Source organism: Hyphomonas neptunium ATCC 15444 (genome assembly GCF_000013025.1).
In the GTDB taxonomy this organism is placed as follows: Bacteria; Pseudomonadota; Alphaproteobacteria; order Caulobacterales; family Hyphomonadaceae; genus Hyphomonas; species Hyphomonas neptunia.
In genome coordinates, this window is record NC_008358.1 from 1,355,844 (window position 1) to 1,381,700 (window position 25,857).

At 63.3% G+C, this 25,857-nt stretch carries 23 protein-coding genes and 1 tRNA gene; 16 read left to right on the forward strand and 8 right to left on the reverse strand.

The window, feature by feature from the left end; genetic code table 11:
* Nucleotides 1-140 precede the first annotated feature (140 nt).
* Complete coding sequence (locus HNE_RS06570) at nt 141-1,514, forward strand: TrkH family potassium uptake protein (RefSeq protein WP_011646341.1); 1,374 nt, start codon at nt 141-143, stop codon at nt 1,512-1,514.
* 29 nt (nt 1,515-1,543) lie between these two features.
* On the opposite strand, the gene HNE_RS06575 is transcribed toward HNE_RS06570, so the two are convergent.
* From HNE_RS06575 to HNE_RS06590, 4 genes are read right to left on the reverse strand one after another with little or no spacing between them, the layout of a single operon-like run.
* Nucleotides 1,544-1,948 carry a metallopeptidase family protein gene (locus tag HNE_RS06575; RefSeq protein ID WP_011646342.1) on the reverse strand — a complete coding sequence of 135 codons (405 nt, stop codon included), beginning with the start codon at nt 1,946-1,948 and terminating at the stop codon, nt 1,544-1,546.
* Nucleotides 1,945-2,265, reverse strand: a complete 321-nt coding sequence (locus HNE_RS06580; RefSeq protein ID WP_011646343.1) for a YbjQ family protein — start codon at nt 2,263-2,265, stop codon at nt 1,945-1,947. Before HNE_RS06580 ends, HNE_RS06575 begins: the two co-directional genes overlap by 4 nt.
* A 19-nt stretch (nt 2,266-2,284) precedes the next feature.
* A complete protein-coding gene (gene scpA, locus HNE_RS06585) occupies nt 2,285-4,447 on the reverse strand; it encodes a methylmalonyl-CoA mutase (RefSeq protein WP_011646344.1) in 2,163 nt (720 codons plus the stop codon).
* Nucleotides 4,444-6,363: a methylmalonyl-CoA mutase family protein gene (locus HNE_RS06590; protein ID WP_011646345.1), complete on the reverse strand. Its 1,920-nt coding sequence runs from the start codon at nt 6,361-6,363 to the stop codon at nt 4,444-4,446. The genes scpA and HNE_RS06590 overlap by 4 nt, the downstream gene beginning before the upstream one ends.
* A 200-nt stretch (nt 6,364-6,563) precedes the next feature.
* Between HNE_RS06590 and HNE_RS06595 the strand changes: the two genes are divergently transcribed.
* The 4 genes from HNE_RS06595 (at nt 6,564) to HNE_RS06610 (ending at nt 9,282) form a co-directional block, all read left to right on the forward strand.
* Nucleotides 6,564-6,818, forward strand: a complete 255-nt coding sequence (locus HNE_RS06595; protein ID WP_011646346.1) for a hypothetical protein — start codon at nt 6,564-6,566, stop codon at nt 6,816-6,818.
* A 306-nt stretch (nt 6,819-7,124) separates the two neighbouring features.
* Complete coding sequence (locus HNE_RS06600; protein ID WP_011646347.1) at nt 7,125-8,123, forward strand: NAD(P)H-dependent flavin oxidoreductase; 999 nt, start codon at nt 7,125-7,127, stop codon at nt 8,121-8,123.
* Nucleotides 8,124-8,416: 293 nt separating this feature from the next.
* Nucleotides 8,417-8,824, forward strand: coding sequence for a D-Ala-D-Ala carboxypeptidase family metallohydrolase (locus HNE_RS06605; protein ID WP_011646348.1), 408 nt, complete (start codon nt 8,417-8,419; stop codon nt 8,822-8,824).
* Nucleotides 8,821-9,282 (forward strand): hypothetical protein, encoded by a 462-nt coding sequence (locus tag HNE_RS06610; RefSeq protein ID WP_011646349.1) that lies wholly within the window; start codon nt 8,821-8,823, stop codon nt 9,280-9,282. The genes HNE_RS06605 and HNE_RS06610 overlap by 4 nt, the downstream gene beginning before the upstream one ends.
* 125 nt (nt 9,283-9,407) lie before the next feature.
* Here HNE_RS06610 and map read toward each other — a convergent pair whose 3' ends face one another.
* Together map and HNE_RS06620 are read right to left on the reverse strand one after the other, a co-directional pair.
* The gene (gene map, locus HNE_RS06615; RefSeq protein ID WP_011646350.1) at nt 9,408-10,199 is read right to left on the reverse strand and encodes a type I methionyl aminopeptidase; all 792 of its coding nucleotides are present in this window, start codon (nt 10,197-10,199) and stop codon (nt 9,408-9,410) included.
* Nucleotides 10,196-10,408 (reverse strand): ParD-like family protein, encoded by a 213-nt coding sequence (locus HNE_RS06620; protein ID WP_011646351.1) that lies wholly within the window; start codon nt 10,406-10,408, stop codon nt 10,196-10,198. The genes map and HNE_RS06620 overlap by 4 nt, the downstream gene beginning before the upstream one ends.
* A 139-nt stretch (nt 10,409-10,547) precedes the next feature.
* Between HNE_RS06620 and HNE_RS06625 the strand changes: the two genes are divergently transcribed.
* Together HNE_RS06625 and glpK are read left to right on the forward strand one after the other, a co-directional pair.
* Nucleotides 10,548-11,912, forward strand: a complete 1,365-nt coding sequence (locus tag HNE_RS06625; RefSeq protein WP_011646352.1) for an amidase family protein — start codon at nt 10,548-10,550, stop codon at nt 11,910-11,912.
* On the forward strand, nt 11,909-13,390 hold the full coding sequence (gene glpK, locus HNE_RS06630) for a glycerol kinase GlpK (protein ID WP_011646353.1): 1,482 nt from the start codon (nt 11,909-11,911) through the stop codon (nt 13,388-13,390). The genes HNE_RS06625 and glpK overlap by 4 nt, the downstream gene beginning before the upstream one ends.
* 73 nt (nt 13,391-13,463) lie before the next feature.
* Here the strand turns inward: glpK and HNE_RS06635 are convergent, their stop codons facing one another.
* Nucleotides 13,464-15,485, reverse strand: a complete 2,022-nt coding sequence (locus HNE_RS06635) for an alpha/beta hydrolase family protein (protein WP_011646354.1) — start codon at nt 15,483-15,485, stop codon at nt 13,464-13,466.
* A gap of 324 nt (nt 15,486-15,809) precedes the next feature.
* On the opposite strand from HNE_RS06635, the gene HNE_RS06640 reads away from it, so the two are divergent.
* From HNE_RS06640 to HNE_RS06655, 4 genes are all read left to right on the forward strand, one after another.
* Nucleotides 15,810-18,797 (forward strand): TonB-dependent receptor domain-containing protein, encoded by a 2,988-nt coding sequence (locus HNE_RS06640; RefSeq protein WP_035590616.1) that lies wholly within the window; start codon nt 15,810-15,812, stop codon nt 18,795-18,797.
* A 126-nt stretch (nt 18,798-18,923) separates the two neighbouring features.
* A complete protein-coding gene (locus HNE_RS06645) occupies nt 18,924-20,243 on the forward strand; it encodes an APC family permease (protein ID WP_011646356.1) in 1,320 nt (439 codons plus the stop codon).
* An 83-nt stretch (nt 20,244-20,326) separates the two neighbouring features.
* The gene (locus HNE_RS06650; protein WP_011646357.1) at nt 20,327-20,554 is read left to right on the forward strand and encodes a hypothetical protein; all 228 of its coding nucleotides are present in this window, start codon (nt 20,327-20,329) and stop codon (nt 20,552-20,554) included.
* Nucleotides 20,554-20,877 carry an HPF/RaiA family ribosome-associated protein gene (locus HNE_RS06655; RefSeq protein WP_011646358.1) on the forward strand — a complete coding sequence of 108 codons (324 nt, stop codon included), beginning with the start codon at nt 20,554-20,556 and terminating at the stop codon, nt 20,875-20,877. The genes HNE_RS06650 and HNE_RS06655 overlap by 1 nt, the downstream gene beginning before the upstream one ends.
* Nucleotides 20,878-21,032: 155 nt before the next feature.
* Here the strand turns inward: HNE_RS06655 and HNE_RS06660 are convergent.
* Nucleotides 21,033-21,107, reverse strand: a tRNA-Thr gene (locus tag HNE_RS06660).
* Between the two features lie 68 nt (nt 21,108-21,175).
* On the opposite strand from HNE_RS06660, the gene HNE_RS18830 reads away from it, so the two are divergent.
* The 5 genes from HNE_RS18830 (at nt 21,176) to hisD (ending at nt 25,857) form a co-directional block, all read left to right on the forward strand.
* Nucleotides 21,176-21,313 (forward strand): hypothetical protein, encoded by a 138-nt coding sequence (locus tag HNE_RS18830; RefSeq protein ID WP_193334335.1) that lies wholly within the window; start codon nt 21,176-21,178, stop codon nt 21,311-21,313.
* Between the two features lie 6 nt (nt 21,314-21,319).
* Nucleotides 21,320-22,546, forward strand: a complete 1,227-nt coding sequence (locus HNE_RS06665) for a cytochrome P450 (protein WP_011646360.1) — start codon at nt 21,320-21,322, stop codon at nt 22,544-22,546.
* Between the two features lie 54 nt (nt 22,547-22,600).
* Nucleotides 22,601-23,881, forward strand: coding sequence for a UDP-N-acetylglucosamine 1-carboxyvinyltransferase (murA, locus tag HNE_RS06670; protein ID WP_011646361.1), 1,281 nt, complete (start codon nt 22,601-22,603; stop codon nt 23,879-23,881).
* Nucleotides 23,882-24,005: 124 nt separating this feature from the next.
* On the forward strand, nt 24,006-24,461 hold the full coding sequence (locus HNE_RS06675) for a DUF2948 family protein (protein WP_035590481.1): 456 nt from the start codon (nt 24,006-24,008) through the stop codon (nt 24,459-24,461).
* 97 nt (nt 24,462-24,558) lie between these two features.
* Complete coding sequence (gene hisD, locus HNE_RS06680) at nt 24,559-25,857, forward strand: histidinol dehydrogenase (RefSeq protein WP_011646363.1); 1,299 nt, start codon at nt 24,559-24,561, stop codon at nt 25,855-25,857.

Genomic DNA, 25,857 nt, shown 5'->3' on the forward strand with positions numbered 1-25,857 from the left:
AAAAAGTGGTATTGCACTGCACCATCAGCCGAAGGGCGGCGCAGGCCGCAGCGGTGCTGAATAAGGAACGGACTGACTGATCTGGCGCCCGGCGCCGTAGTTTCCAAACCCACCCCTCTCAATCATTTGAAGGTTTCATCATGCGCGCTCCGCGAATGATCGGGGCCATCCGCAAGCCTCTTGCGGTTGCCTCCCTGTATGCTCATCGCCTGATGCGCCGGGTTCATCCGGCGAAGCTGATCTTTGCTGGCTATGCGTTTTACATGGCGCTCGGCTGCGCACTCCTCTGCCTGCCATTCTCTCAATCTGTCCCGGTGCATCTGCTGGACAATCTGTTCACGGCGGTGTCCGCCGTATCGACAACCGGTCTTGTGACGGTTGATCCGGGAACTTCTTACACTTTCATGGGCGAGCTGGTGATCCTGCTGCTGATTCAGGCAGGCGGGATTGGCTATATGACGGTCAGCTCGTTCGTGATGATGGCGACGGTTCAACATCTGTCGCCACTGCGGGAGCGTCTTGCGCGCGCCGCCTTCATCCTTCCGGAAGATGTCAGCATCGGGATCTTTATCCGGACTGTGGTCATCTACACATTTTCCGTGGAGATAATGGGCGCAATTCTGCTGTTTATCCAGTTCTCAGCCAGCGGCGTGGACAACGCCATCTGGAACGCGATTTTTCACTCCGTCTCGGCTTTCTGCACAGCGGGCTTCAGCCTTAACCCCAACAGCCTGGAAGACTTCCGCGGCGATGTCGGCGTCAATGCCACCATCTCGGCGCTGTCTATCCTCGGCGCGATGGGCTTTCTGATTGCCTGGGATGTCTGGCGTAGCCTGACGCGGCGCAGTTTCGTGCTGAGCTTTACCAGCAAGGTGATCCTTAAGCTCACGGGGGCGTTCCTGCTCGCGGGAACGGCGATTTTCTTTGTAGCAGATCCTGGAATTTCGGCGCTGCCATCCGGGGAGCGCCTGATGGCGTCTTTCTTCCAGACGATGACGGCGACCACCACTGTGGGCTTCAACACCCATCCGATCAGCGCGCTGACGCCTGCCGTCATTGTGCTGCTGTTCTTCCTGATGGCCATCGGCGCCTCGCCTTCGGGCACGGGCGGGGGGCTCAAGACGACGACCTTTGCCGCGATGATCGGCCTTGTGCGATCCACAGTGCGCCGGCGGCCGGAGATCACATTCTTCAACCGCGTCATCGCGCCGGCACGGCTTCAGCTGGCCATGGCTTCTTCAGCTTACTTCGTGATGCTCATGACACCTGCGGTTTTCGTCCTGTGTCTGACGGAACCAGGCAAGGAATTTCAGATGCTCCTGTTCGAGGCAATCTCTGCAATCGGCACAGTGGGCCTTTCCATGGGCATCACGGGTTCACTGAGCGATATAGGCAAGCTCACCATCATCCTGCTGATGTTTGCAGGCCGGGTGGGCATCCTCACCTTCGGCATTGCGCTGGCCTCCAAGGATGAGGAAACCGAGGTGCGGCGGCAGGAAGATTTGTTGGTGTGATGAGGACGGCGCCGGCCCGAAGGCCGGCGTCAGTCATCTTCTTCCAGCTTGGCGTCCATTTCTTCGTCCGACCAGCCGAAATGGTGGCCGAGTTCGTGGATGAACACATGGGTCACCAGCTCTTCCACGGTCACATCGCCCCGCGCGGCCCATTCAAACAGGATGGGCAGGCGGTAGAGATAGACCAGTGGTCTGTATTCGGAGGGGTTGGTGACGCTTTCGAGGGTGAGGGGGATGCCCACATAGAGTCCGGTCAGCTCCAGCGCGTCGTCGATCTGCATCTCGTCAAGGGTCTCGTCCTCGGCATAATCCATCACGAGGATGCGGACATCGCCGGCCGCCTTGCGCATGAACTCGGGCAGGTCAGCGAAACATTTCTCCGCCGTGAGATACATCTCGTCGACGCTGGGCGCGATGCTGGTCAGCGCGCTCATGCCAGTGTCACGGCAGTGCCGGAAACGGCCACCATCATCATCGAGCCACCCTGGCCGATGACGCTGTAGTCGAATTTTACCCCGACAATGGCGTCGGCGCGCAGGCGCTGGGCTTCTTCGATCATCTCCGCAATCGCGCCGTCGCGCGTTTCGCGCAGGGTGCTCTCATAGGCGTTGGAGCGGCCGCCGACGAGGTTCGTAAAACTCGCCAGAATGTCCTTGCCGAGATGGGCGCCGATCACGACCTCGCCGCACACGATGCCTTTGTATTCCCGGATTTCCCGGCCTTGAACCGTGTGTGTGGTGGTGAGGATCATGGGGCTCTCCGCTTGAAACCTACTCCGCTGCTGTCCGCGCCGGATCATCCGTTCCCAGAAGCAGTTCCAGCATACGGATGGCGCTGTCGGCGATCACTGTGCCCGGTGGGAAGATCGCGGCGGCGCCGGCTGTACGCAGGGCGTCGAAGTCCTGTGGCGGGATAACGCCGCCCACGATGATCCGGGCGTTGGCAGCGCCTTCGTTGCCGAGGGCGCGTTTGAGTTCAGGCACCAGCGTCAGGTGGCCAGCGGCGAGCGAGGAGGCGGCGACGATGTCGACCCCGGCTTCGCGGGCGTCGCGGGCTGCTTCTTCCGGGGTCTGGAAGAGGGGCCCGATCTCGACCTCCCAGCCAAGGTCCATCAGCGCGGAGGCGACGACCTTCTGTCCACGGTCATGTCCGTCCTGGCCCATCTTGGCGATGTAGATCTTCGGCCGGCGGCCGTTGGTCTTTTCAAAGTCCGAGGCGAGCGCCTGGGCGTGTTCAGCTTTTGCATTGCCTTTCACGCCGCCGCCATAGACGCCTTTGATGGAGCGGATGACGGCGCTGTGGCGGCCCTGGCTGCGCTCGACGGCTTCGGAAATTTCACCCACGGTCGCCTTGGCGCGCGCCGCGTCCACGGCGAGGGCCAGAAGGTTGCCCTTGGTGCCTGCGGCAGCTTCGGCGATGGCGTCGAGTTTTGCAGTGACTTCGTCTTCGTTACGTTCCGATTTCAGGCGCGCGAGCTTTTCAAGCTGCATGCGGCGGACGGCAGCGTTGTCAACCTTCAACACAGGGACATCTTCGTCCTCGTCCAGCAGGAATTTGTTGACGCCCACAACGGTCTGCGTGCCGCTGTCGATGCGCGCCTGCGTATTGGCGGCGGCTTCCTCGATACGCAGCTTGGGCAGGCCTTCCTCGATGGCTTTGGCCATGCCGCCCATCGCTTCGACTTCCTCGATATGTTTCAGCGCCTTGGCGGCCAGGTCATGCGTCAGGCGTTCCACATAGTAGGCGCCGCCGAAGAGGTCGATCGACTGGCAGGCGCCCGCTTCCTGTTGCAGCAGGATCTGCGTGTTGCGCGCGATGCGGGCGGAGAAATCCGTCGGCAGGGCAAGAGCTTCGTCGAAACTGTTGGTGTGCAGGCTTTGCGTCTGGCCGCCCGAGGCTGCGATGGCCTCCAGGCAGGTACGGATAACGTTGTTGTAAACGTCCTGCGCGGTGAGACTCCAGCCGGAGGTCTGCGAGTGTGTCCGCAGGCTGAGGGATTTGTCAGACTTCGGATTGAACTTCTCTTTGACGAGCTTTGCCCAGATGAGGCGCGCGGCACGCATCTTGGCGACTTCCATGAACGTGTTCATGCCGATCGCCCAGAAGAAGGAGAGACGCGGGGCAAACCTGTCGACATCCAGGCCGGCGGCAACACCGGCGCGGATATATTCGATGCCGTCGGCCAGCGTATAGGCAAGTTCCAGGTCTGCCGTCGCGCCCGCTTCCTGCATGTGATAGCCGGAGATCGAGATGGAGTTGTATTTCGGCATGTTTTCGGACGTGTAGGCGAAGATGTCCGAAATGATCCGCATCGAGGGCTTGGGCGGATAGATATAGGTGTTCCGCACCATGAACTCTTTCAGAATGTCATTCTGAATGGTGCCGGCCAGCTTGTCAGGCGTGACGCCCTGTTCTTCGGCGGCTGCAATGTAGAGCGCTAGGATGGGCAGGACCGCGCCATTCATCGTCATCGAGACGGACATCTGATCCAGCGGAATGCCGGAGAACAGCGTGCGCATGTCGAGAATGGAGTCGATGGCGACGCCCGCCATGCCGACATCGCCTGTCACGCGCGGGTGATCGGAATCATAGCCCCGGTGGGTGGCGAGATCGAATGCTACCGAGAGACCCTTTTGGCCGGCAGCCAGATTGCGCCGGTAGAAGGCGTTGGAGTCTTCAGCCGTTGAAAAGCCCGCATACTGACGGATTGTCCAGGGCTGGTTGGTATACATCGTAGGGTAGGGGCCGCGTCCGAAGGGCGTAAGGCCCGGATAGTCGTCGAGGAAATCCAGCCCCGCGCTGTCGGCGGCGGTGTAAGCGGATTTGACCGCGATGCCTTCGGGCGTGTCCCAGGCTTCGCCAAGTTTCGGCGTGCCGGATTTTGTGCTTGGCGTCGCCAGATCGAGTTTCGTGAAATCGGGGAACTTGGTCATTTGGAAACTCCCAGCTCAGCATGGGCAAGTTGCAGGGCATGGATCACATCACAGCCTGCGAAGATGTTGAGATCAATGCCGGGGGCTTCTGATTTTCCGGCGAGCCAGACGGCTTGTGCGCCAGCCTTCTTCAGGGCCTCAGCCGCCTCGGCGGCGCCTGCTTCGTAAGCCTTGTCCGTGCCGCAGATGACCGCGATCCGGCACCCCGAGGCCTTGAAGGCGGCAGCAAGCTCGGCCGCATCCCTGGGCGGAACAACGGCTTCCTTCGGCGCGACGCCGCCTGCGGCCAGCAGGTTGCGGGCAAAATCAGCGCGCGGCGTAAACTCGGCCAGCGCGCCCAACGTGGCGATGAAGGCGGCGGGCGGTTTGGGCGCGCGGGTGGCCGCGTCACGCAGGGCTTCAAACGGCGCGGCGAGCCGGGTGGGCGCCAGGGCCTCGGCGGTCACGTCCGTACCCGTTGCGAGGGGCGTGTTGATGTAGGATTTTAGTCCGGCATCGGAAATATCGGCGCGCGGACCTGGCGCGTCCACGTCTGCCACGGGCGCGCCGATTTCTTCCAGCAGCGGATATTCCGAAACGCCGGTCAGCGGGATCTTGCGGCGGGCAATGTCTTTCGTGCGCGCCTCGCGCACGGTTTTCACGCGCGCCTGGAATGCCCCGGAGAGCAGCGAGGCTGCATAGCCGCCTTCGCTCTCGATGGTCTGGAACTCGGCCCAGGCCGCCTTGGCGAGATCGTCCGCCAGCGTTTCTGTAAACCAGGCGCCGCCGGTAGGGTCTGCCACGCGGCCGAGCTGGCTTTCTTCCATGGCGATGATCTGAGTGTTGCGCGCGATGCGGCGGCCGAGCCCCTCGGGACGGCCAAGCGCTTCGTTGAAGGCGCGTGAGGTGACGATGTCAGCGCCGCCGGCGGCGCCGGCGAAGGTTGCGCAGGTGACGCGGAGCATGTTGGTCCACGGATCATACTTGGTCAGCATGCGGGCCGAGGTGATGCCTTGCAGGCGCATGGGGGCGGCAGGCAGGCCCAGCGCCTCCAGGCAGCGCGCCCAGAGGCGGCGGGCGGCGCGCAGCTTGGCAATGCCGATGCCGTAGTTTGCGTCGAGCGCAACGGCGAAGCTGATCTTGCCGGTCAGCGCGGCGATGTCTGTCTTGCCGTCGAGGCGGCGCAGCGTGTCGATGGCCGAGGCGATCAGCGCGCCAAGTTCCTGCGCTTCAGAGGCGCCTGCTTCGTGCACACTGGCGGCGTCAATGCGGATGAGGCCGGCTTTGGGAAACTTCGCGCCCAGCGCAGAGCCAACGGCGGCAAGGCGTTCGAACGCGGCATCCAGCCCGCCTGCAAGTGTGCCGGAGCGAGCGAGGGCGCCCAGCGGGTCCATATTGAAATCAAGGGTCAGCTCGGCCGGATTTTCCTGTTTCTCTGCCCAGAGGCCAAGCAGGGCAGAGGCTGCCGCGCCGGAGGCATTCACATGGCTGAGGGCAACGCCGGCATAATCGGCGCGCACACCGGCAAGGGCCGTTTCAAAGGCTTCCACCGTGGTGATCTGCACGCCGTCCTTGCCGGACGCGTCGATCGCGATTTCGGCCGAGGAAACGCCGCGTTCAAGATCGCGCAGGATTTCGGCATTGGTTTCTTCTGCCGAGGGATGGGTAAAGAGCTGGCGGATGTCCCAGGGGCGCCATTTGTCCGGCGCTGCCGTCGCGCCGCGCAGATAGGGCGCTGCACCGGGCGCGCCGAGCGGGTCGGCAGCGGCGGCAAAGTCGCTCTCGCGGTAAAGCGCCTTGATGGCGATGCCGTCGGCGGTCTTGCGGGTGAGGGTATCGACGCCCTTCCCTTTGAGCGCCTTTTCAACGGCGGTCAGCCAATCGGCTTCGGTGGCTTCGGGAAATGCGGAACTGAAGGGGAGGATGTCATCGGCCATGGTGGGGGTTTAGGGCAATCCGGGTGAGGTTGTGAACTACTTCCTTAGGGGTATGTGACGTTCATTCCTGCATGGGCCTTCTGCGTTGCAACAAGGCTCTGCCTGAATGACCGTTAAAGACGCGAATTCCACAGGGCGGGAGGGGATAGCGATCCCGATTGTAATGTTTGAGGGGTTGACCCTGCCATCGTCTGGTGCGAATGAGAATTAGTCGCAAGACGGAGACCGAGATCATGTTCAAGGGCCTGCCAACCTACCGCTCCTCCAGCGTTTCCTCCCAACCCGAGGTGCCTTCGGCGCAGCTTTGCGGCCAACCCGCAAATGACCATGGTCCCGGTCTCTTTCTCGACCGCCTGATTGCCGATGGCGATCCGGGTGACCTGATTTCCCTCCTGCACCGGCAGGCGGCCTGGCGGGGCCTCCTGTCGCATGGCCACCCAACCTCTCACGGGTAGCCAGACTTTCGCGTAGTTCTGCCGGTGGGTGTCTGCTTTCGTCGCTGACAGCGCATCCACGACCTTCCGGTGCGTGGGAAGGGGCAGGCTCCGGTGCGGGACGGGAAACTTGGGTCCGTCTTTATCTGTATCTGTAGAGCTGCTGAGCTCCGCCTTGACCCGCGTCAGCCTCCAAAGGGCCTGGCGCGGGCTTTTTTGTCTGCCGGAGCGCCGCGGTGCAGGAATTGTCGCTGCGTAAGGCTTGCCCGGCGCTTCGCGGCGTTTAGGTTCATCTTCAGACCTTCCCCCCTTCGGAGATTCCTTCACATGGCTGTGCCGCCCGTCCTGCAGAACCTGCGTATTCCGGTGATCGCGTCACCGCTGTTCATCATCTCCAATCCCGAACTGGTGATCGCCCAGTGCAAGGCGGGCGTCGTGGGCAGCTTTCCGTCGCTGAACGCGCGGCCTGGCCCGCTGCTGCATGAGTGGCTGGACAAGATCACCAACGAACTGGGCGAATATAACGTCAAGAATCCGGACCGTCCGGCCGCGCCCTTTGCGGTCAACCAGATCGTCCACAAGACGAACAATCGCCTCGACCATGACATTGAAGCCTGCGTGAAGTTCAAGGTGCCGGTGATCATCACCTCGCTGGGCGCGCGCACGGATGTGAATGACGCCATCCATTCTTATGGCGGCGTCGTGATGCATGATGTGATCGACACCTGGTTTGCGAAGAAGGCGCTCGAGAAAGGCGCTGACGGCCTGATCGCGGTGGCCGCTGGCGCGGGCGGACATGCTGGCAAGCTTTCGCCCTTCGCGCTGATCCAGGAGATCCGCGAGTTCTTTGATGGCCCGCTGGCGCTGTCGGGCTCCATCGCTACGGGCGGCGCAGTGGCCGCCTCGCTCGCGATGGGGGCGGACTTTGGCTATATCGGCTCGGCCTTCATTGCGTGCGATGAAGCCAATGCGATGGAGGGCTACAAGGACGCCATCGTGAATTACGGCGCCGAGGATATTGTTTATTCTAATCTTTTCACCGGCGTTCATGGCAATTACCTGAAGCCCTCGATCATCGCGGCGGGGCTTGACCCCGATAACCTGCCCGAGAGCGACCCATCGAAGATGAACTTCGGATCGGGCGGCAACACGGATGCCAAGGCGTGGAAGGACATCTGGGGCTGCGGCCAGGGCATTGGCGCGGTGAAGAAACGGGGTCCGGTGAAGGACTTCGTGGACCAGCTTGCCCGCGAATATGAGGATGCGCGCGCGGCCCTCGCGAAGGGGCAGGCCTTCTCGCGCCCGGTTACCGTTCCGGCAGAATAACGCGTCCCATTGGGCAAAAATCACGGCGCCCCGCCTCGTTGAGGCGGGGCGTTTTTTTGCGTGCAAAGCGGGACAGGGGCGCGCCGGTTTCGGGACAGATCAGGACACTTCGGGACACTTCGGGACAAATCGGGACAGTTTGGGACATTTCAGGACGGGTTTGGCGGGCGGGGTGGCCGGGCCGGGAGATGCGGGGATTGGCGGGGGCCTGTCCCCCACGCATCCTGCAGCGGCCAAAGGAATTACGTCCCTTCTTATCCACCGGGGTAGAGCGCCGGGGCAAACTTCGCCTCATGCTTTACTCATCCCACAGACTTGTTTCGCGCGCCGGCTGGCGCTGGCCCCACTTCAGACCCGACGAGCTTGCCTGCCGATGTGGCGGGCGCGGCTGCCGGGGCGCTTACTGGCATGACGCGGAGTTCCTCGACGCGCTCGAAGCCCTGCGCAAGGAAATGGGCCGTCCCCTGAGGATCAATTCGGGCCATCGCTGCGCCATCTGGAACGTGGTGGTCGGCGGCGTGCCCAACTCTCAGCGCCGGCGCATCGCGGTGGACATTGCCTTTGGCAAGCATGACCGGCGCGCGATGGTGGCGGCGGCAGAGCGGCTCGGCTTTACCGGCATCGCCAAATCCTTCCTGCATCTGGACCGGCGGGAGACCCCGGCGCGCTGGACCTATCCGGGGGCGGAGGACCTGTCATGAGCGATATTATCGGACTGGCGGCCAGCGCCGCAGGAGGCGGCGTCTTTGGCCTCGTCGGCACGGTAATCGGCCGCGTGGCGGGGCTGATCGAGCGGCGGCAGGACAACACCCAGGAACGCGCCCGCTGGGCCCATGACGCGGCCATGCAGCAGGCACGGATGCGCGAGATTACCGTGGCAACGGAGGCGCAGATCAAGCTCGCCGATGCGGCCGGTGCCTGGCGCGGGTCTGCCGCGTCGATGGAGGCGGAAGCCGCCATCGGGGAGAGCTATAAATGCGTCAACGCCGTGCGCGCGCTGACGCGGCCTTTGCTGACGTTGTTGCTCTGGGTGATCACGGGGCTGGTCTATCTGGGCGCAAGCGCCGAAGCGCGCGTGGGGATTGTGGAAACGGCGACCTTTGCGGCGACGGCGGCAGCGCTGTGGTGGTTTGGGGATCGGGGGCAGAAGGCGCGGTGAGGAGTTCCGGTAGTTCCCGAAGGGTGCATTAAGCGAAGCGCAATGCACCAAACAACGGGGATGGGACGGTGCTCTCAGACCGGCTGCGCCGGTCGAGAGTGACGAGGGCGAATGTACGCCTTCGGCTAACCCGCCCTGCGGGTTGCTTCTTTTACCAGATGCGCTTCTTCCGGCCTTAGCGTCAGCACGTCCACGCCGCGCTCTGTCACGGCGATTGTATGCTCGAACTGGGCTGAGAGTTTTCCGTCTTCGGTGCGGACGGTCCAGTCGTCCTCTTCCGTGTACACGCCGCGGCGGCCTTCGTTAAGCATGGGCTCTATGGTGAAGGTCATGCCGGGGCGGAGGGGGAGGCCGGTGCCGCGGCGGCCGAAGTGGAGTACGGAGGGTTCTTCGTGCATTTCCCGGCCGATGCCGTGGCCGCAGAATTCGCGGACGATGGAATAGCCCGCTTGCTTGGCATGGCGCTCGATGGCGTGGCCGATGTCGCCCAGCGTGGCGCCGGGGCGGACGGCGCGGATGCCTTTCCACATGGCTTCATAGGTGGTGCGCACGAGGCGGCGGGCGGGCGTGGCGACGTTGCCGAGCATGTACGTCTTGCTGGAATCGGCGATGTAGCCGTTCTTTTCCAACGTGATGTCGAAATTGACGATGTCGCCGTCTTTCAGGATTTCGCGGGCCGAGGGAATGGCGTGGCAAACCACATCGTTCACGGAGGAATTGAGAACGTACTCAAAGCCGTATTGCCCCTTGCTGGCGGGGCGGGATTTCAGCTCATCGACGATGAAGCGCTCAACCCGGTCGTTCACTTCCAGCGTGCTCATGCCGATGAGCTGCATCTGGTCGATCAGCCCGAACACCGAAGCGAGCAGGCGACCGGAATGGGCCATCGCGGCGAGTTCGTCCGGCGTTTTTGTCATGCGGCGGCGGCGCCCAGCGGCTCCGGCGTGACGCCGGCGGCGGCCATCTCGCGCTGGACGATTTCGTTGAAGGAGAGGGTCGGGTGCATCTCGCAGAGCATGCCGATCCTGATCCAGAACGTCGCCTGCGCATTGATCGAGCGACAGGAAACGGTGCTGGCCTTGCGCAGCTGGTCGTGGAGGTCGTCGTCAATGTTTACAATGCCCATGGGAGGTCTTTCATATGTGAAGCGTATATGGTTCGTATATCCTTCCAGTGGAGCCCGCAACAGGCGATTGCAGGCAGGTCGCTTTGCGTTGAGCTTCTGAACGGGCGTGCTAGGCTCGCCCGAAAGAGGGAGAGAACGCATGGCCGCAAAGACCGGGATTGATCTGGCAAAGGCTGGCGCGCGGGAGACGGCCGAGGCTGTTCGCGCCGGGGCCATATCCGCGCTGGAGGCGGCCGACGCCGCCATTGCCCGCATCGAAGCCGTTGATGGCGCAATCAACGCGGTCGTCGTGCGCGATTTCGAACGGGCACGGGCAGCGGCGAAAGCCGTGGACGCGAGCCGGATGCCGGGCGACATGCGGCGGCTTCTGGGTGTGCCGATGACAGTGAAGGAGTCCAATGATGTGGCAGGCCTGCCCTCCACTTGGGGGTTTGAGTCGTTCAAGGATGTGGACGCGTCGCGAGATGCTGTGGTTGTGACGCGCCTCAAGGCTGAAGGCGCAATCATCCTTGGCAAGACGAATGTTCCCGTCGCATTGGGTGACTGGCAGAGCGTGAACCCGGTCTATGGGCGCACGGTGAACCCGTTTGATCATACGCGCTCGCCAGGGGGATCTTCCGGCGGGGCGGCGGCGGCGCTGGCGACCGGGATGGTGCCTCTGGAGATCGGCTCGGACATCGGCGGGTCTATCCGCTTTCCGGCGCATATGTGCGGCGTGTTCGGGCACAAGCCGAGCTGGGGCATTGTGCCCCAGAGAGGGCATCTCTTTCCGGGGACGGATGGGTGTGATGCGCCCCTTGCTGTGGTGGGGCCGATGGCGCGTAATGTGGGCGACCTGATTGCCGCGCTTGAGGTGATCGCCGGGCCGGAGGCTGGCAGCGGGATGCGTCTGGACCTGCCGGCGCCGCGCGCGGGCGGGCTCGGCGGTTTCCGCGTCCGGGTGCTGCGCGAGATGCCAGGGGTGCCGGTGGACAGAGATACGGGAAACGCGCTGGAGCGCTTTGCGGGGCAGTTGCGCGCGGCAGGCGTGGTGGTGAGCGAGGGGAGCGAGGGTTTACCGGATCTCGCCGAGATGGTGCCCACTTATGTGCGCATGCTGATGACGGTGATCTCGCGCGGCGAACCTTCGGCCACGCCGATCAGCGCCCATGACTGGATGAATTTGCTGGATTATCAGCTCGCCATTACACGGCAGTGGTCGGCCTTTTTTGAGGGCGCCGATATTTTGCTCTCGCCTGCTTTCTCGACACCGGCCTTTCCGCACAAGGACGAGCCTGATTGGGGCAAGCGCACCCTGGATATTGACGGGCTGACACTGCCCTATGGGGCTCAGCTCGCCTGGGCGTCGATTGCGACCTTTGCGGGGCTTCCGTCTACCTGTGTACCGGTTGCCAAGAGCGTGGGCGGGCTGCCCATCGGGTTCCAGCTGATCGGGGCGCCGTTTGCGGACAGGACGACGCTGCGCTTCGCATCTCTGCTGGAAGCTGCGGGGCTGATCGAATGAGCGACTTTATTCTCGTGATCGACGAAGGCACGACCTCGACGCGGGCGATCGTCTATGACCGCGACTTTCGCGAGGTGGCCCTCGCGCAGGAAGAGGTGGCGCTGGCCTATCCCCGCGATGGCTGGGTGGAGCAGGATGGCGAGGAGATCTGGACGCGGACGCTGTCGGTCTGCCGGGCGGTGATCGCCAAGGCGGGCGGGGCGGCGCGGATTGCGGCGATCGGCATCACCAACCAGCGCGAGACGACGCTCGTCTGGGACCGCAAGACCGGCAAGCCGCTGGCGCCGGCCATCATCTGGCAGGACCGGCGCACGGCGGCGTTCTGTGAAAGCCTCAAGGCGAAGGGCTATGAGAGCGATGTGCAGGCCGAGACCGGCCTGCTGCTGGACCCGTATTTCTCCGGCACGAAAATAAACTGGGTACTGAATAATGTTCCCGGCGCGCAGGCGCGCGCAGAGGCCGGGGAACTGGCCTTCGGGACGGTGGACAGTTTTCTGCTGTGGCGGCTGACGGGCGGGACGGTGCATGCCACCGATGTGACGAATGCGTCGCGCACGCTGCTCTACCGGCTGGGTATCGGCGGCGAGGGGGGCTGGAGCGCGGCGATGGGCGAGATGCTTGGCGTGCCCGCGGCCATGTTGCCCGAGGTGAAGCCGAGCGCGGCGGATTTTGGCACGGCAGGGGCGGCGCTGTTCGGCGCGGCGATCCCGGTGGCGTCGATCCTGGGGGATCAGCAATCGGCGCTGGTGGGGCAGGGGTGTCTCGCGCCGGGGCAGGCGAAGATCACGTTTGGCACGGGCGCGTTCCTGGTGGCGAATACGGGCGCGGCCCGGCCGTTTTCGGAGAACAGATTGCTGGGCACGATGGGCTACGCGCTGCCCGGCGCCGACGCGATGGCGCTGGAAGGCTCGATCTTCAATGCGGGCACGGTGATCAAATGGCTGCGCGATGATCTGGGACTTATTCAGAGGGCGGATGAAAGCGCAGCCGCCGCGGCGAGCCTGAAGGATAATGGCGGCGTCTATATGGTGCCCGCCCTCACCGGGCTTGGCGCGCCGCATTGGGACGCCGAAGCAAGGGGGCTGATCGCCGGGCTGACGCGGGCGGCGACGGGGGCGCATCTGGTGCGCGCGGGGCTGGAATCGGTGGCCTATCAGACGCATGACCTGCTCGCCGCGTTTGCGGGCGACGGCGCGCCGATTGGCGAGCTGCGCGTGGATGGCGGCATGGTGGGGAATGACTGGCTGATGCAGTTTCTGGCGAATGTGTGCGCGCTGCCGGTGCTGCGGCCGGACTATCGCGAGATGACGGCGCTGGGCGCAGCGGCGGCTGCGGCGATGCAGATCGGCTGGCTGAGCGCCGCCGACTGGGCGGCCCGCGAAGTGCCGGGCAAACGCTTCGAGCCAGATATGAGCGCTGACGCCCGCGCCGCGCTTCTGAAGGGCTGGCAAACCGCGCTCGGCCGCGCGCTGACCTGAATACTTCTCAGGCGCGCAGCCATAAAAAAGGGCGGCCCGGAAGCCGCCCTTTTCATTTTGGGTATACCCGGACCTACATGTTGCAGGCGGTGTTGAGGAAGTTTTCGACCTCCTCGAGCACACGCCCTGCGTGTTCGGCCGGCCACTTCGCAGATTGGTGTCCCATCAGGTCCAGAGGGATGAATTTGCTCTGCGGTTCCTTATCCTTGATCGCGTTGTAGAATTCACGGCTGTGGAAGATCGGCACGCGAACATCGTATTCGCCGTGATAGATCAGGATCGGGATATTGATCTTGTCCGTGTTCTGCATCGGGTCCATGCCCTTGACGGTATCGCCCTGCACGATCCGCTGGATGCGGTTTTCACCCCAGGAATTGCCGAGCTTTGCAAGGTTGCTGACGCCCGCGCCTGCAATGGCACATTGATACGGGCTGTTGGGGCGAACGGCGGCTGCGAACGCCGCAAAGCCGCCGTAGGAGTAGCCGTGGATGGCAATCTTGTCGGCATCGACCAGACCCTGGGAAACGAGCCAGGCGGCGCCGTCATCCTTGTCGTCCTGCATCTTCTGGCCCCACTCGCCATCGCCCGCGAGCCACAGCTCCCGGCCCCAGCCTGCGCTGCCGCGATACTGGGGTTGCATCACGATATAGCCACGGCTGGCGAAGTACTGCGTCCAGCCGGAGAAGTCGAAATTACCATAGTCGCGTGCCCAGGGGCCGCCATGGGGGACGATGATGGCGCCGCGTGCCTTGTCGCCTTCTTTCCAGCCGGCCGGATACGTCAGGAAGGCCGGGATTTCGAGGCCGTCGCGCGCGTCATAATGGACGAATTTCACTTCGCCGAGATTGTTCGTGTCAATCCAGGGGCGCTCGGAGCCGATGACGGCCACCTTGGCCTTGTCGACGAGGAGGTAGTAGGCGGTGGGCATGTTGCCTGCGCCGACAGTGAACAGCACGCGATTGCGGTCTGCCGTATAGTCGACGATCGCGACGTGCTTGTCCGGGAACGCCTGGTTGAGGCCGTCCTGAATGGATTTCATTTCCGGGTCGATCCAGAAATTTTCCGGGATCGGGCCATCGAATGTGAAGCCCAGAACTTCGCCGAAATCCTTCTCGCGGTTCGAGAAGATGATGTTGCTCGCGTCATAGTCGGGGTGGGCGAACACCGGGTCAGCGCTGAAGCTGTCATTGGCGGCATCATAGAGGTAGATGCTGACCTTATCGGAGAACTTGTCGGTGGCGATGAAGTAGTTGTTGGTGCCGTTCTGGCGGCCCAGCAGGTTCATCGTGTAGCGGTTGGAGATTTCCGTGGTCAGCGGATCTTCGCGCGTGAACTTGTCCGAGCCCGAATCCGGCAGGCTGATATAGGACTTCCAGGCGCCGTTCTCATATTCGAGCGACGTGCGCGCCACCGGCATGCCGGTGCGGGCGCTGATGATCACCTGTTCGGTCGGGTTTGCCTTGTAGAGGAACTTCTCGCGGCCGTTTGACAGATCGTGCTCGAAATAGCTCGTGCCGCTTTTGGTGGACGCGCGCGCCAGGACGACCTTGCTTGGATCGAGCGGCAGGAGGGAGGCGATGTCGGTGCTGCCGACCAGTTCGTAGCAACGCAGCATGGCTCTGTCGGCGCCAATCTCTGCGCGCCCATCGGGAAGATCATCGATCTTCTTGATACGTTCATCCCCCATATATGTCTTTTCGAGGTATTTCTTGGTCGAGCCGGTTTCCTTGCCTTCGCCGCATCCCATGAGGGCGCCGATATAGGGCTGAACTGTAAACCACAGCGATTTTTTATCCTTCAGCGCGACCGACGCATAGAAAAGTGTCTTGCCGCTGGAGGGAGTGATGTTCGACGGCAGGAGCGGTTTGCTCGTGTCGATCTTGCCGGAAAGATCCCAGTATGCAGCGGCGCGCGCTTTGCCATCCTTGGAAGGATCGGCAACGACCCCGACCAGCATATCCCCTTCCAGCGACATCGAAACGCTCGAAACACTGGGATATCTGGAAAAGTCTTCAGACGTCAGCGGGGCGGCGTTTGCTGCGAAGGGCGCAGCGAGCAATCCGATCGCTCCCGCAGCCAGTACGCGCTTCATCATCGGGGGAATCCTCCTCAAATTAAGTTGTAGCAATATTTCTTTCGCTGACCGGGCAGGTCAAGGGACGGGAGTCAGGCTCAAGTCTCTCACCGTGTAACAATTTTCTGATGAGCCAACATGGCTTGGGCAATATGTGGCGTAAAAACCACACAAATGTGGTGAATTTGCCCCGAACATGAATTTTAGGACACCTAATTCTTGTCAGGCTTGTGACAGCTGTTCAAGACTGGGGTGAGTTTCCGGTGTCAGGGCCGGGTACACGCTCGTGTTTCGAGTGCAACTCATTCCCAAGATTATTGAGGGGTAGTTCCAGAGATGAAAAAGATGCAGTTCCACCGTTCCGTGCTGGGGAGTGTCGCGATCAGCGCACTGCTCTTCTCGGGCGCCGGCTATGCACAAGAGGCTGACGAAGCCGATGATGTGGTCGAAGTCGTAACTGAGGCGCCGGCCGAAGATGAGGCGCGCCAGGAAAAAATCGTTGTTACCGGCTCGCTGATCGCGCGTGACGAATTCGCTTCGTCCTCGCCCATTCAGGTTATCACGGCTGAAGTAGCGACGCTTGAAGGTCTCGTTGACACCGCTGCGCTTCTGCAGGGGTCTTCGCTGGCTTCCGGCTCGACGCAGCTCAACAACACGTTCCAGAACTTCGTCACCAATGGCGGTATCGGTTCTCAGACAATCGACCTTCGCGGTTGCGGTGATACCCGCACGCTGGTGCTCATCGACGGCAAGCGCCCCGGTTCTTCGGGTACGCGCGGTTCGATCGCAGCGCTCGACCTCAACGTTGTTCCGCAATCGATCATTCAGCGCGTCGAAATCCTCAAGGACGGTGCGTCGACCATTTATGGTTCGGACGCGGTCTGCGGCGTGGTCAACATCATCACGCGCGATTCGGTGGACAGCCTTGAGCTGAACGGCTTCATCTCGCAGCCGTTCGAAAGCGGCGGCGAGCAGTACAGCCTGTCTGCGGCTTACGGCTTTGATCTCGGCGATTTCGCCAACTTCACCTTCTCTGCGGAATACCGTCTTGATGAAGAAATGGACGTCAGCCAGCGCGATTATCTCGATTGCCCGCGTGACTATGTCCGTGACCCTGTGTCGGGCCGTCTGATCGACCGTCTGAACTTCTCGGCAACGGCGACCGATCCAAACCGCAATTGCTCGAGCCTCTATCACAATACGGCGATTGACCTGTTCTCCGAAGAGCGCCTGGTTCCTTCGCCGGATGGCATCACGGTGCCGACAGCATTTGGTGGTTTCATCCCCGGCTACCGTCCACGGGTCGGCACAGGCTTCACCGCTGATGGCCAGCCTTTCTATGAAGATATTCTGGACGCGCCATTCCTGGACAATCAGGACTTCTTCCCGAAGAACGAGAACCTCTCGCTGTTCGCAACCGCTGATGTCGATCTCGGCGGCATCGCCTGGGATACGGAGCTGCTTTACAGCAAGCGCAAAACCGACGTTGAGGGCTGGCGCCAGTTCTTCCCGATCGTCGGCTCGGCGATCAACCCGGCCGGCAACAACCCCGGCTTTGGCTACATCGCCGATCCAACCTACTCAAACTCGATGTTCAGCCTTGTCCAGGCGGTTATGCCGTACCCGACAACCAACAATATCGAAGTTGATTACTACTATGCCAGCTCCTCGCTGTCGGGCGGTTTTGCGCCAGGCATGCTGGACGGCTGGTCGTGGAAAGTTGACGGCTCCTACTCGCGCGGCGAAGGCAGCTATGGCGGCAATGAAATCCTTGCCTCGCTGTCCGGCGACTGGAACCTTGACGGTGTAGCTGACACCGATGGGGACGGCGTTCCCAACACGGTCGGCCCGCCATCCATCAACTACCTTGATCCCGACATCCTCAGCGGCGCCCGCGTGCAGGACCTGGTCAACGCCGTTGGCGGCTACCAGACCGGCAACACGGTTTACGAGCAGACGACCTTCACGGCTGTTCTGGCCGGTGAACTGTTCGAGCTTCCGGCTGGCCCTCTGGGCGTTGGTCTGGGCGCGGAATACCGTGAGTTCAGCATCGACGACCAACCCGGCGTCCTGACCCAGTCAGGCGACATCTGGGGTTCTTCGACAGCAGGTCCGACGGTTGGCACCAACAGCGTGTCCGAACTCTTCGCCGAAGTCAGCGTTCCGCTTCTCAAAGGCGCGCCGCTGGCAGAAGACGTTGAATTCTCGGCCTCCATCCGGGGTTTCGATTACGACATCGGCGGTTCGGACTCGATCTACAAGGCAGGTCTCAACTGGCAGATCAACCCGGTGCTCCGTGCACGTACCAGCTATGGTACGTCCTACCGTGCCCCGGCGCTGTTTGAACTCTTCCTCGACGACCAGACCGGGTTCCTTGCACAGACATCTATCGATCCGTGCATCGACTGGGGCCAGAGCCAGAATGCCAACATCCGCGCAAACTGTGCGGCGGCCGGTATTCCGGACAACTATGTCGGTGCCGCTGGCTCGGCGCTGGTGGTCACGTCCGGTGGCGGCGAAGATCTGCGTCCGGAAACGGGCGACACCTTCACCGTCGGTATCATCCTCACGCCAACTGGCGCGGACCTGAACATCGCTTTCGACTATTACGAAATCGAGATCAAGGATCAGATCACCAGCCTTTCGGGCGCTCAGATCGTCGGTGGCTGCTATGGCACCACGACCTTCCCGAACGACTTCTGTTCGCTGTTCGACCGGGCCGCTGCGGATGATCCGGTTGCGCCATTCGGCCTGGACAACATCCTGGCTCCGACCCTCAACGTGGACTCCCAGTCCCAGCGCGGTCTGGACATGGAAGTTCGCTACACGCACGAGTTCAACTTCGGCACGATGATCTTCGACGGCTCTGTCAACTGGGCCTTCGAGCGTTACATCAACGTGTTCGGTGCAGACTTCGTGTCGGGTATCGACAACAACGACTTCAACGGCACCGTTGGGTATCCGAGCATTGTCGGTGACGCTTCCATCCGCCTTGACCGTGGCGACTGGACCTACACCTGGTTCACCGACTTCATCGGCCGTCAGGATGACAACCGTTACTATGCGGACAACTTCAATGAGCCGCAGGACTATTTCGGTCTGCCCGGTCTCTACACCTCCAGCACTGAAGCTGTGTTCCAGCATGGTGCCTCGGTTCGCTGGCAGGGTGATAGTCTGACGCTGGCGTTTGGTATCAACAACATCTTCGACGAAACCCCGCCGCAGGTCTCGCCAGACCTTGTCCAGATCAGCGCCGGTAACACGCCGCTGTCTGCAACGGGTTACGACCTGCGCGGCCGCCGGGCGTTCATGAGCGTCTCCAAGACGTTCTGATCCTCGGGTCGAGATACCCTTACGAAGGAGGGCGGGCCGTCTGGTCCGCCCTTTTTCTTTGCGCCGATGTCGCCGGGGGCAATCTTCGTGTAAGCGGGAAGGCGAATTGACCGGGGCGCCCAGATTGTGACCGAACCTTCCGCCTATCCCGTCCGTAGCCTGACGACGCGCTATGTTGTGGTGGTGACGATTGCGATGGTGATCGGGGCGGGGATATTCAAATCTCCGGCGCTGGTGGCGGCCAATGCAGGGTCGGAGACGGCGGTGTATCTGCTGTGGCTGGCGGGCGGATTTATCTCGCTGATGGGGGCGCTGTGCTATTCAGAGCTGGCGGCGGCGTTTCCCCATGCGGGCGGGGATTATCATTTCCTGGAGCGGGCCTGGGGGCGGCGCTTTGCGTTTCTGTTTGCGTGGGCGCGCTTTGCGGTGATCAATACCGGCGCGATTGCGCTGCTCGGCTTTGTCATCGGCGATTATATGAACCGCGTGATCGATCTGGGGGCGCATGGCCCGGCGATCTATGCCTTTGCCAGCGTGCTGGGGCTGAGCGCGCTGAAGCTGCGGCCGACGGGCGAGGCGGGCGATAGCGGGCTGGTGATCATTCTTGTGGTGGGGCTGCTGGTGCTGGTGGCGGCGGGGGCGAAGATTGCGCTGTCGGGCACGCCGCCGCTCGCGCCGGGCGCGCCCTACATGCCGGGCTTTGGCGGCATCGGCTACGGCCTCGTCTTTGTGTTGCTGGCCTTTGGCGGGTGGACGGAATCGGCGACGCTTTCCTCTGAAGTGAAGGATGGCGAGCGGGGCATGGTGCGCGCGCTCGTCATCGCGATTTCGCTCATCACGGGGCTTTACCTGCTGACGGCCTGGGCGATGCTGCGCGGGCTGGGGCTCGATGGCCTGGCGGGGGCGGATGCGCCGGCGGCGGATCTGATGGCGCTGGCGTTTGGGGAAAGCGCCGGTGTGGTGCTGGCCCTCGCGGTGGTCGCGGCGGCGGTGACCTCTGTGAACGCCACGATCATCGTGGGGGCGCGCACCACCTATGCGGCGGCCGCGCGCCTGCCGGCCCTGTCGTGGCTTGGCCGCTGGAACGAAACCACGCGCAGCCCGCGCAACGCCATTCTGGCGCAGGGGGCGATCTCGCTGGCGCTGGTTGGATTTGGCGCGGCGTATCGCGGGTTTGAAACGCTGGTGGATTATACGGCGCCGGTTTACTGGGTGTTCCTGATTGCCAGTGGGATGGCGCTGATCCGCTTGCGGATGAAGGAGCCTGCGGCGGCGCGACCTTTCCGTGTGCCGCTTTATCCGCTGGTTCCGGCGCTGTTCATTCTCTCGAGCGGCGCGATGCTGGTTTCGGCCATTCTTTATGTGCAGGGCGGGGCGTTCTTCGGGCTCGGCGTGCTGGTGGCGGGGCTGGCGCTGCTGCCGGTTCTGGGGCGCAGCGGCAGATAATCCGGAACCCTGCGCTGGCCCCCGCGTTGGTTTTGCAAGTGACCGCCACAAAGGCGGCATGATGCCAAATCGGGAGGCCCTCCATGAGCAACTCCAAGAAACCAGACAAAGAAGAAACGCAGGCTGACATCGCTCAGCGCGCGCTGGATATGAAAACCAGGGCGGCGGAAGAAGACACCTCGTCCATTCCGGAATCGCGCACCGCTGGCGAAGGCCAGATTCAGGAAGCGCGCGCAGGCGAGCCGCCCATGGGCGCGCTGGACGCCGAAGGGCACCGCCCCGTTCTGGAACGCAGCCGGAAGGTGCGCTGATGGATTTCCAGTTCAACACCGGCAACAAGGTCGATGGCGATGCACGCATGGACGAGCATTTCGAGACGCGCTTTCGCGAGCGGCTGGAACGGTTCGAGCCACGCCTGTCCCGTATCGAAGTGCATGTTCGGGATACCGATGGCACCCGCCGGGATGGTCCAGATGGCATTGAAGCCGTGATCGAAGCGCGCCCCTATAATGGCGAACCGCTGACCGCGAGCGACAAGGCGGGCACGCCCGAAGCGGCAGTGAACGCCGCGCTGCAGAAGCTGGTTACACGTCTGGACGCGACGTTCGGTAAAGCAGACCGCGTTCGGAAGTAGGCTCGCTAAGCCCGCAAACACAAATGCCCGGCCCATCGCGGATCGGGCATTTTGCGTCAGTAATGGGGAGGAGCCCGGCGCTTACGCCCCTTCACCGTCCTTCTGAATTTGATCCCCCGGATCAAATTTTTCCGCTATGCGGAACCGAAGGGCGATGGTGCCACCTGACAGATTTGAACTGTCGACCTCGTCATTACCAATGACGCGCTCTACCCCTGAGCTAAGGCGGCATTGCCGGTTGGGTTCGGGGGCTTTAGCGTAAGCCTGCCCATATGAAAAGACCCATTTGCCGCTCAATATGACAGACAATCAGAAGAAAACCGAACAGGAAGAGCGCGAAGCCCGCCGGGCCGAAGCGCTGAGGGCGAATCTGCGCCGCCGCAAGGCCGCCGCCCGCAAGGATGCCGCGCCCCCGCCGGATGGAAAATCAGGCTAGCGCCCCATGCCTGCCGCGCCCGCCCTGCAAAAACTGACAGTTGGGGGGCAAGCCTTCCTGCGCGATCCCCACGCCCGTCTGACCTGCGCGCTGGAGGCCGGCCCGCTGGCGCAGACGCGCCTGCTGGTGTTTGGCAGGATCACCGCCGTGCTGAGCCATGCCGGCATCACCGAGATGATGAAGGATGCCGGGCGCTTTACGGTGGACGCCCGCAATGCGGGGCATTCTTCGGCGCTGGGCATGCCATTCCTGCCCAAATCCCTGAAATTACTGGCCGAAAACCTGCTCACCCTGGACGAGCCCCACCATACCCGCCTGCGGCGGCTGGCGGACGCCCCGTTCCGGCGAGCGGCGATTGAGGGCATGCGCCCGGCGGTCGAGGCCCAATGCGCGCGGCTGCTGGATGAGATGGCGCGGTCTGGGAACACCGATCTGGTCTCGGGCCTCTGCCGGCCCCTGCCGATCCAGGTGATCTGCGACCTGCTGGGGCTGTCAGATGCGCGCCGCGAAGGGCTGGTACGGGTGTTTTCCGGCTTTTCGGGCGCGGGCACCCTGGAGGCCATCGGCGTGTTAATGAAGACCGGCTGGGTGCAGAGCGAGCTGCGCCAGGAGTTTGCCGAGGTGCGCGCCGTCCCGCGCCCCGGCCTGATTACAGAGCTGGTCCATGCCGAAGCCGAAGACGGCCGCCTGACGGAGGATGAACTCCTCTCGATGGTCTTCATCCTGTTTGCGGCAGGCCATGAGACGACGACGCATTTCATCTCTTCCAGCGTCTGGACGATGCTGACGCAGCCCGGCGCGCGCGAGGCCATCGCGGCGATGGATGGGGAGGCGCTGAACGTAGCGGTCGACGAGCTGATGCGCTTCAGCGGCCCGGTGCAGTTCACCAAGCCGCGCTATGCGCGTGAGGATACCGAGTTTCTGGGCCAGCCGATCAAGCGCGGGAAGCCTGTGATGGCGCTGCTCGCGGCGGGCAATCTGGACCCGGCGGCGTTTGACGATCCCCTGACGCTGAACCTTGGCCGCCGGCCCAACCGTCATCTCAGCTGGGGATGGGGCCCGCATCTCTGCCTCGGCATGCATCTGGCCAAGGCTGAATGCGAGATTGCGCTGCGCCAGATTCTGGAGCGCTGGCCGGGCGTGGAGATCGACGGCGACCCTGCCGCGCTCAAATGGAGCCAGCGGCCGGGCGTGCGAGGGCTTGCCCGGTTGCCGTTGCAGTTAAAATCCTGAAACCACACACAATCTGGCCCTTACAAAGCCGCGAAGCACGGTATATCTGCGGCCATGGATCGTCTTCACATCATTGGCGGCAGCCCTCTCAGCGGCCGCATTCCCGTCTCCGGCGCGAAAAACTCCGCGTTGAAGCTCATGGTCGCCTGCCTCCTCACGGACCAGCCGATCGAATTCACCAATATGCCGAATCTGGCAGACACGCGCTTTCTGGCGCAGCTGCTGGAGACGCTGGGGGTTGAGGTTTACTGGCCCAGGGGCTCGTCCACCTGTCACCTCAACGCGGCAGAGCTGAAATCCACCATCGCGCCCTATGAACAGGTGCGGAAGATGCGGGCGAGCTTCAATGTGCTCGGGCCGCTGGTGGCGCGCTCCGGCCATGCTACCGTCTCGCTGCCCGGCGGCTGCGCCATTGGCGCCCGCCCGGTGGATCTGCACCTTCAGGCGCTGGAAGCCATGGGCGCAGATCTGCGCGTGGAGCAGGGCTATGTGAAGGCCGCCGCCATTCATGGCCTGAAAGGCGCGCATATCAACTTCTCGACGGTTTCGGTGGGCGCCACCGAGCACACGATGCTCGCCGCCACACTGGCCAAGGGCGAGACGATCCTGGAGAACGCTGCGCGCGAGCCCGAGATCGAAGACCTCGCCCACTGCCTCAACCAGATGGGCGCCCAGATCACCGGCGCGGGCACGCCGATCATCCGCATCAAGGGCGTGGAGGCTCTCAAAGGCACCACCTATTCCGTGATGCCAGACCGGATCGAGGCGGGCACCTTCGCCATGGCTGCCGCCGCTGCGGGCGGCGACGTGACGCTGGACGGCGCGCCTGTGGCGGCGCTGGGCGCAATGATCGCCAAGCTGCGCGAAGCGGGCGTGACGGTGGACGCCGACGAAGCTGCCTCCACGATCCGCATCCGCCGCAATGGCACGCCGCTCAAAGCCGTCAGCCTGTCGACCCAGCCCCATCCCGGCTTCCCGACAGACCTGCAAGCTCAGTTCATGGCGCTGATGACGCTCGCCAGCGGCACCAGCATCATCCGCGAGACGATCTTCGAGAACCGCTTCATGCACGCGCCCGAGCTTGCCCGCCTTGGCGCGGACATCACCGTGCGCGGCCAGGAAGCGGTGGTGAAGGGCGTTGCCCAGCTGACCGCCGCACCTGTGATGGCGACCGATCTGCGCGCCTCGGTGTCACTCGTCATCGCCGGCCTCGCCGCCCAGGGCGAAACGGTCGTCAACCGCATCTACCACCTCGACCGGGGCTTCGAGCGCCTGGAAGAGAAGCTGGGGGCCTGCGGGGCACGGATCGAGCGGCGCTCGGGCGAAGAGGAATAACTCAAAGCCCTTTCCACCCTAGGCGGGGTGAGGGGGCTTTGAAAGCCCGCATCTTTCCGTTGAGGTTCCGCGCCGAATACGGCTAGGAACGCAATTGACTGCCAACCTTCCGCTGGGAAACCCCATGACCGATCCCAAACCGCTCCGCCTGTTCACCGAAGAGGCTGAAGACCTGAAGATCATCGCCGCTGCCGTGCAGGATTCGGTGGTGAAGGCGGGGAACCTCAAATACGAGCAGAAACACCGCCGCTTCAGCCTCGAGATCAACCGCTATCGCTGGGAAACCGCGCCCACCCGCAAGGGCCAGCCGGGCGAGCGCGTGCGCTCCATCCTCGGCTTTGATGGCGTGATGGCCGTGAAAACGCGCGGCATCACCAAGGTCGATCCCGAAATCATCCTGTCCCTGCTGAGCGTGGACTTCACGCCGGATGAGGAGCCCCCCGGCGGCAAGATCACGCTGCTGTTTGCCGGCGATGGCGAGATCGTGCTGACGGTCGAGGCGGTAGACGCCACCCTGCTGGACAGCGACTACGCCTGGCCAACCCGCAATCTGCCCAGCCATGAGCGGCGCAAGCGCTAGGGCTACGCTGCCCCAAAACACCCAGCCGCCGTCTTGCCAGCACTGGCCGCACGGTCCATGTAGCGGGGCTGGAAATACCCCGTTGGAAAGCGCCCGCATGGCCCGTCATCTCGATGCATCTCAGCCCGGTTTCGAGGAGGCATTGCGCCATTTCCTCGATGAAGACCGCGGGCAGGGCGAGGATGTCGCGGGGATCGTCTCGGCCATCATCGCCGATGTGCGCCAGCGCGGCGGGGCAGCCGTGGCCGACTACACCGCGAAATTCGACCGGCTGCAGCTCGACCCCTCAACGCTCCAGTCAGACAATGTCGACCTCGACCTGATCGCCGCGCAATGCCCGCAGGACCTGCGCGACGCCATCGACTTCGCGCACGACCGCATCGCCGCCTATCACAGCGCGCAGCGCCCGGCAGACCACCGCTTCACCGATGATGCGGGCGTCGAGCTTGGCTGGCGCTGGACGGCGCTGGATTCGGTCGGCGTGTATGTGCCCGGCGGGCGGGCGAGCTACCCGTCTTCGGTGCTGATGAACATCGTGCCTGCGCGCATTGCGGGGGTTGAGCGCATCGTCATGGTCGCCCCGGCGCCCGATGGCGAGCTCGCCCCGGCCGTCGCCTATGCGGCACGCAAAGCGGGCGCGACCGAGTTTTTCCCCATCGGCGGGGCGCAGGCGGTGGCCGCGCTGGCCTATGGCGCCGGGCCGGTTGTAGCTGTGGACAAGATCGTCGGGCCGGGCAACGCCTTCGTGGCCGAGGCCAAGCGCCAGGTATTCGGCCGCGTCGGCATCGACACCATCGCGGGCCCGTCCGAAATCCTCGTAATCGCCGACAATACCGCCAATCCGGACTGGGTGGCCGCCGACCTGCTGAGCCAGGCCGAGCATGACCCCTCCAGCCAGTCGATCCTCATCACGCTGGACGCCGCTCTTGGCAAAGCTGTTGAGAAGGCTGTGGATAACCAGTTGAATTCCCTCGCCACCGGCGCCCGCGCCCGCGAATCCTGGACCGCCCATGGCGCCATCATCACCGCGCCGGATCTGGCGACCGCCGCCCGCGCGGCCAACATCATCGCGGCCGAACATGTCGAGCTCTGCATCGCAGATCCCGATGGCATGCTGCCGATGATCAAGCATGCCGGCGCCGTGTTCCTGGGCCACCACACGCCTGAGGCGCTGGGCGACTATGTGACGGGCTCCAACCACGTCCTGCCGACCAGCCGCGCCGCGCGCTTTTCCTCCGGCCTCGGACTGTATGATTTCCTCAAGCGGATGAGCATCCAGCGCGCCGGCCCCAAAGGCCTCGCCGCGCTGGCGCCCGCCGCCCTGCGCCTGGCGGAGGCCGAACGCCTCCCGGCGCATGGCCGGTCCGTCTCCATACGAACAAATCAGGGCGGCTGA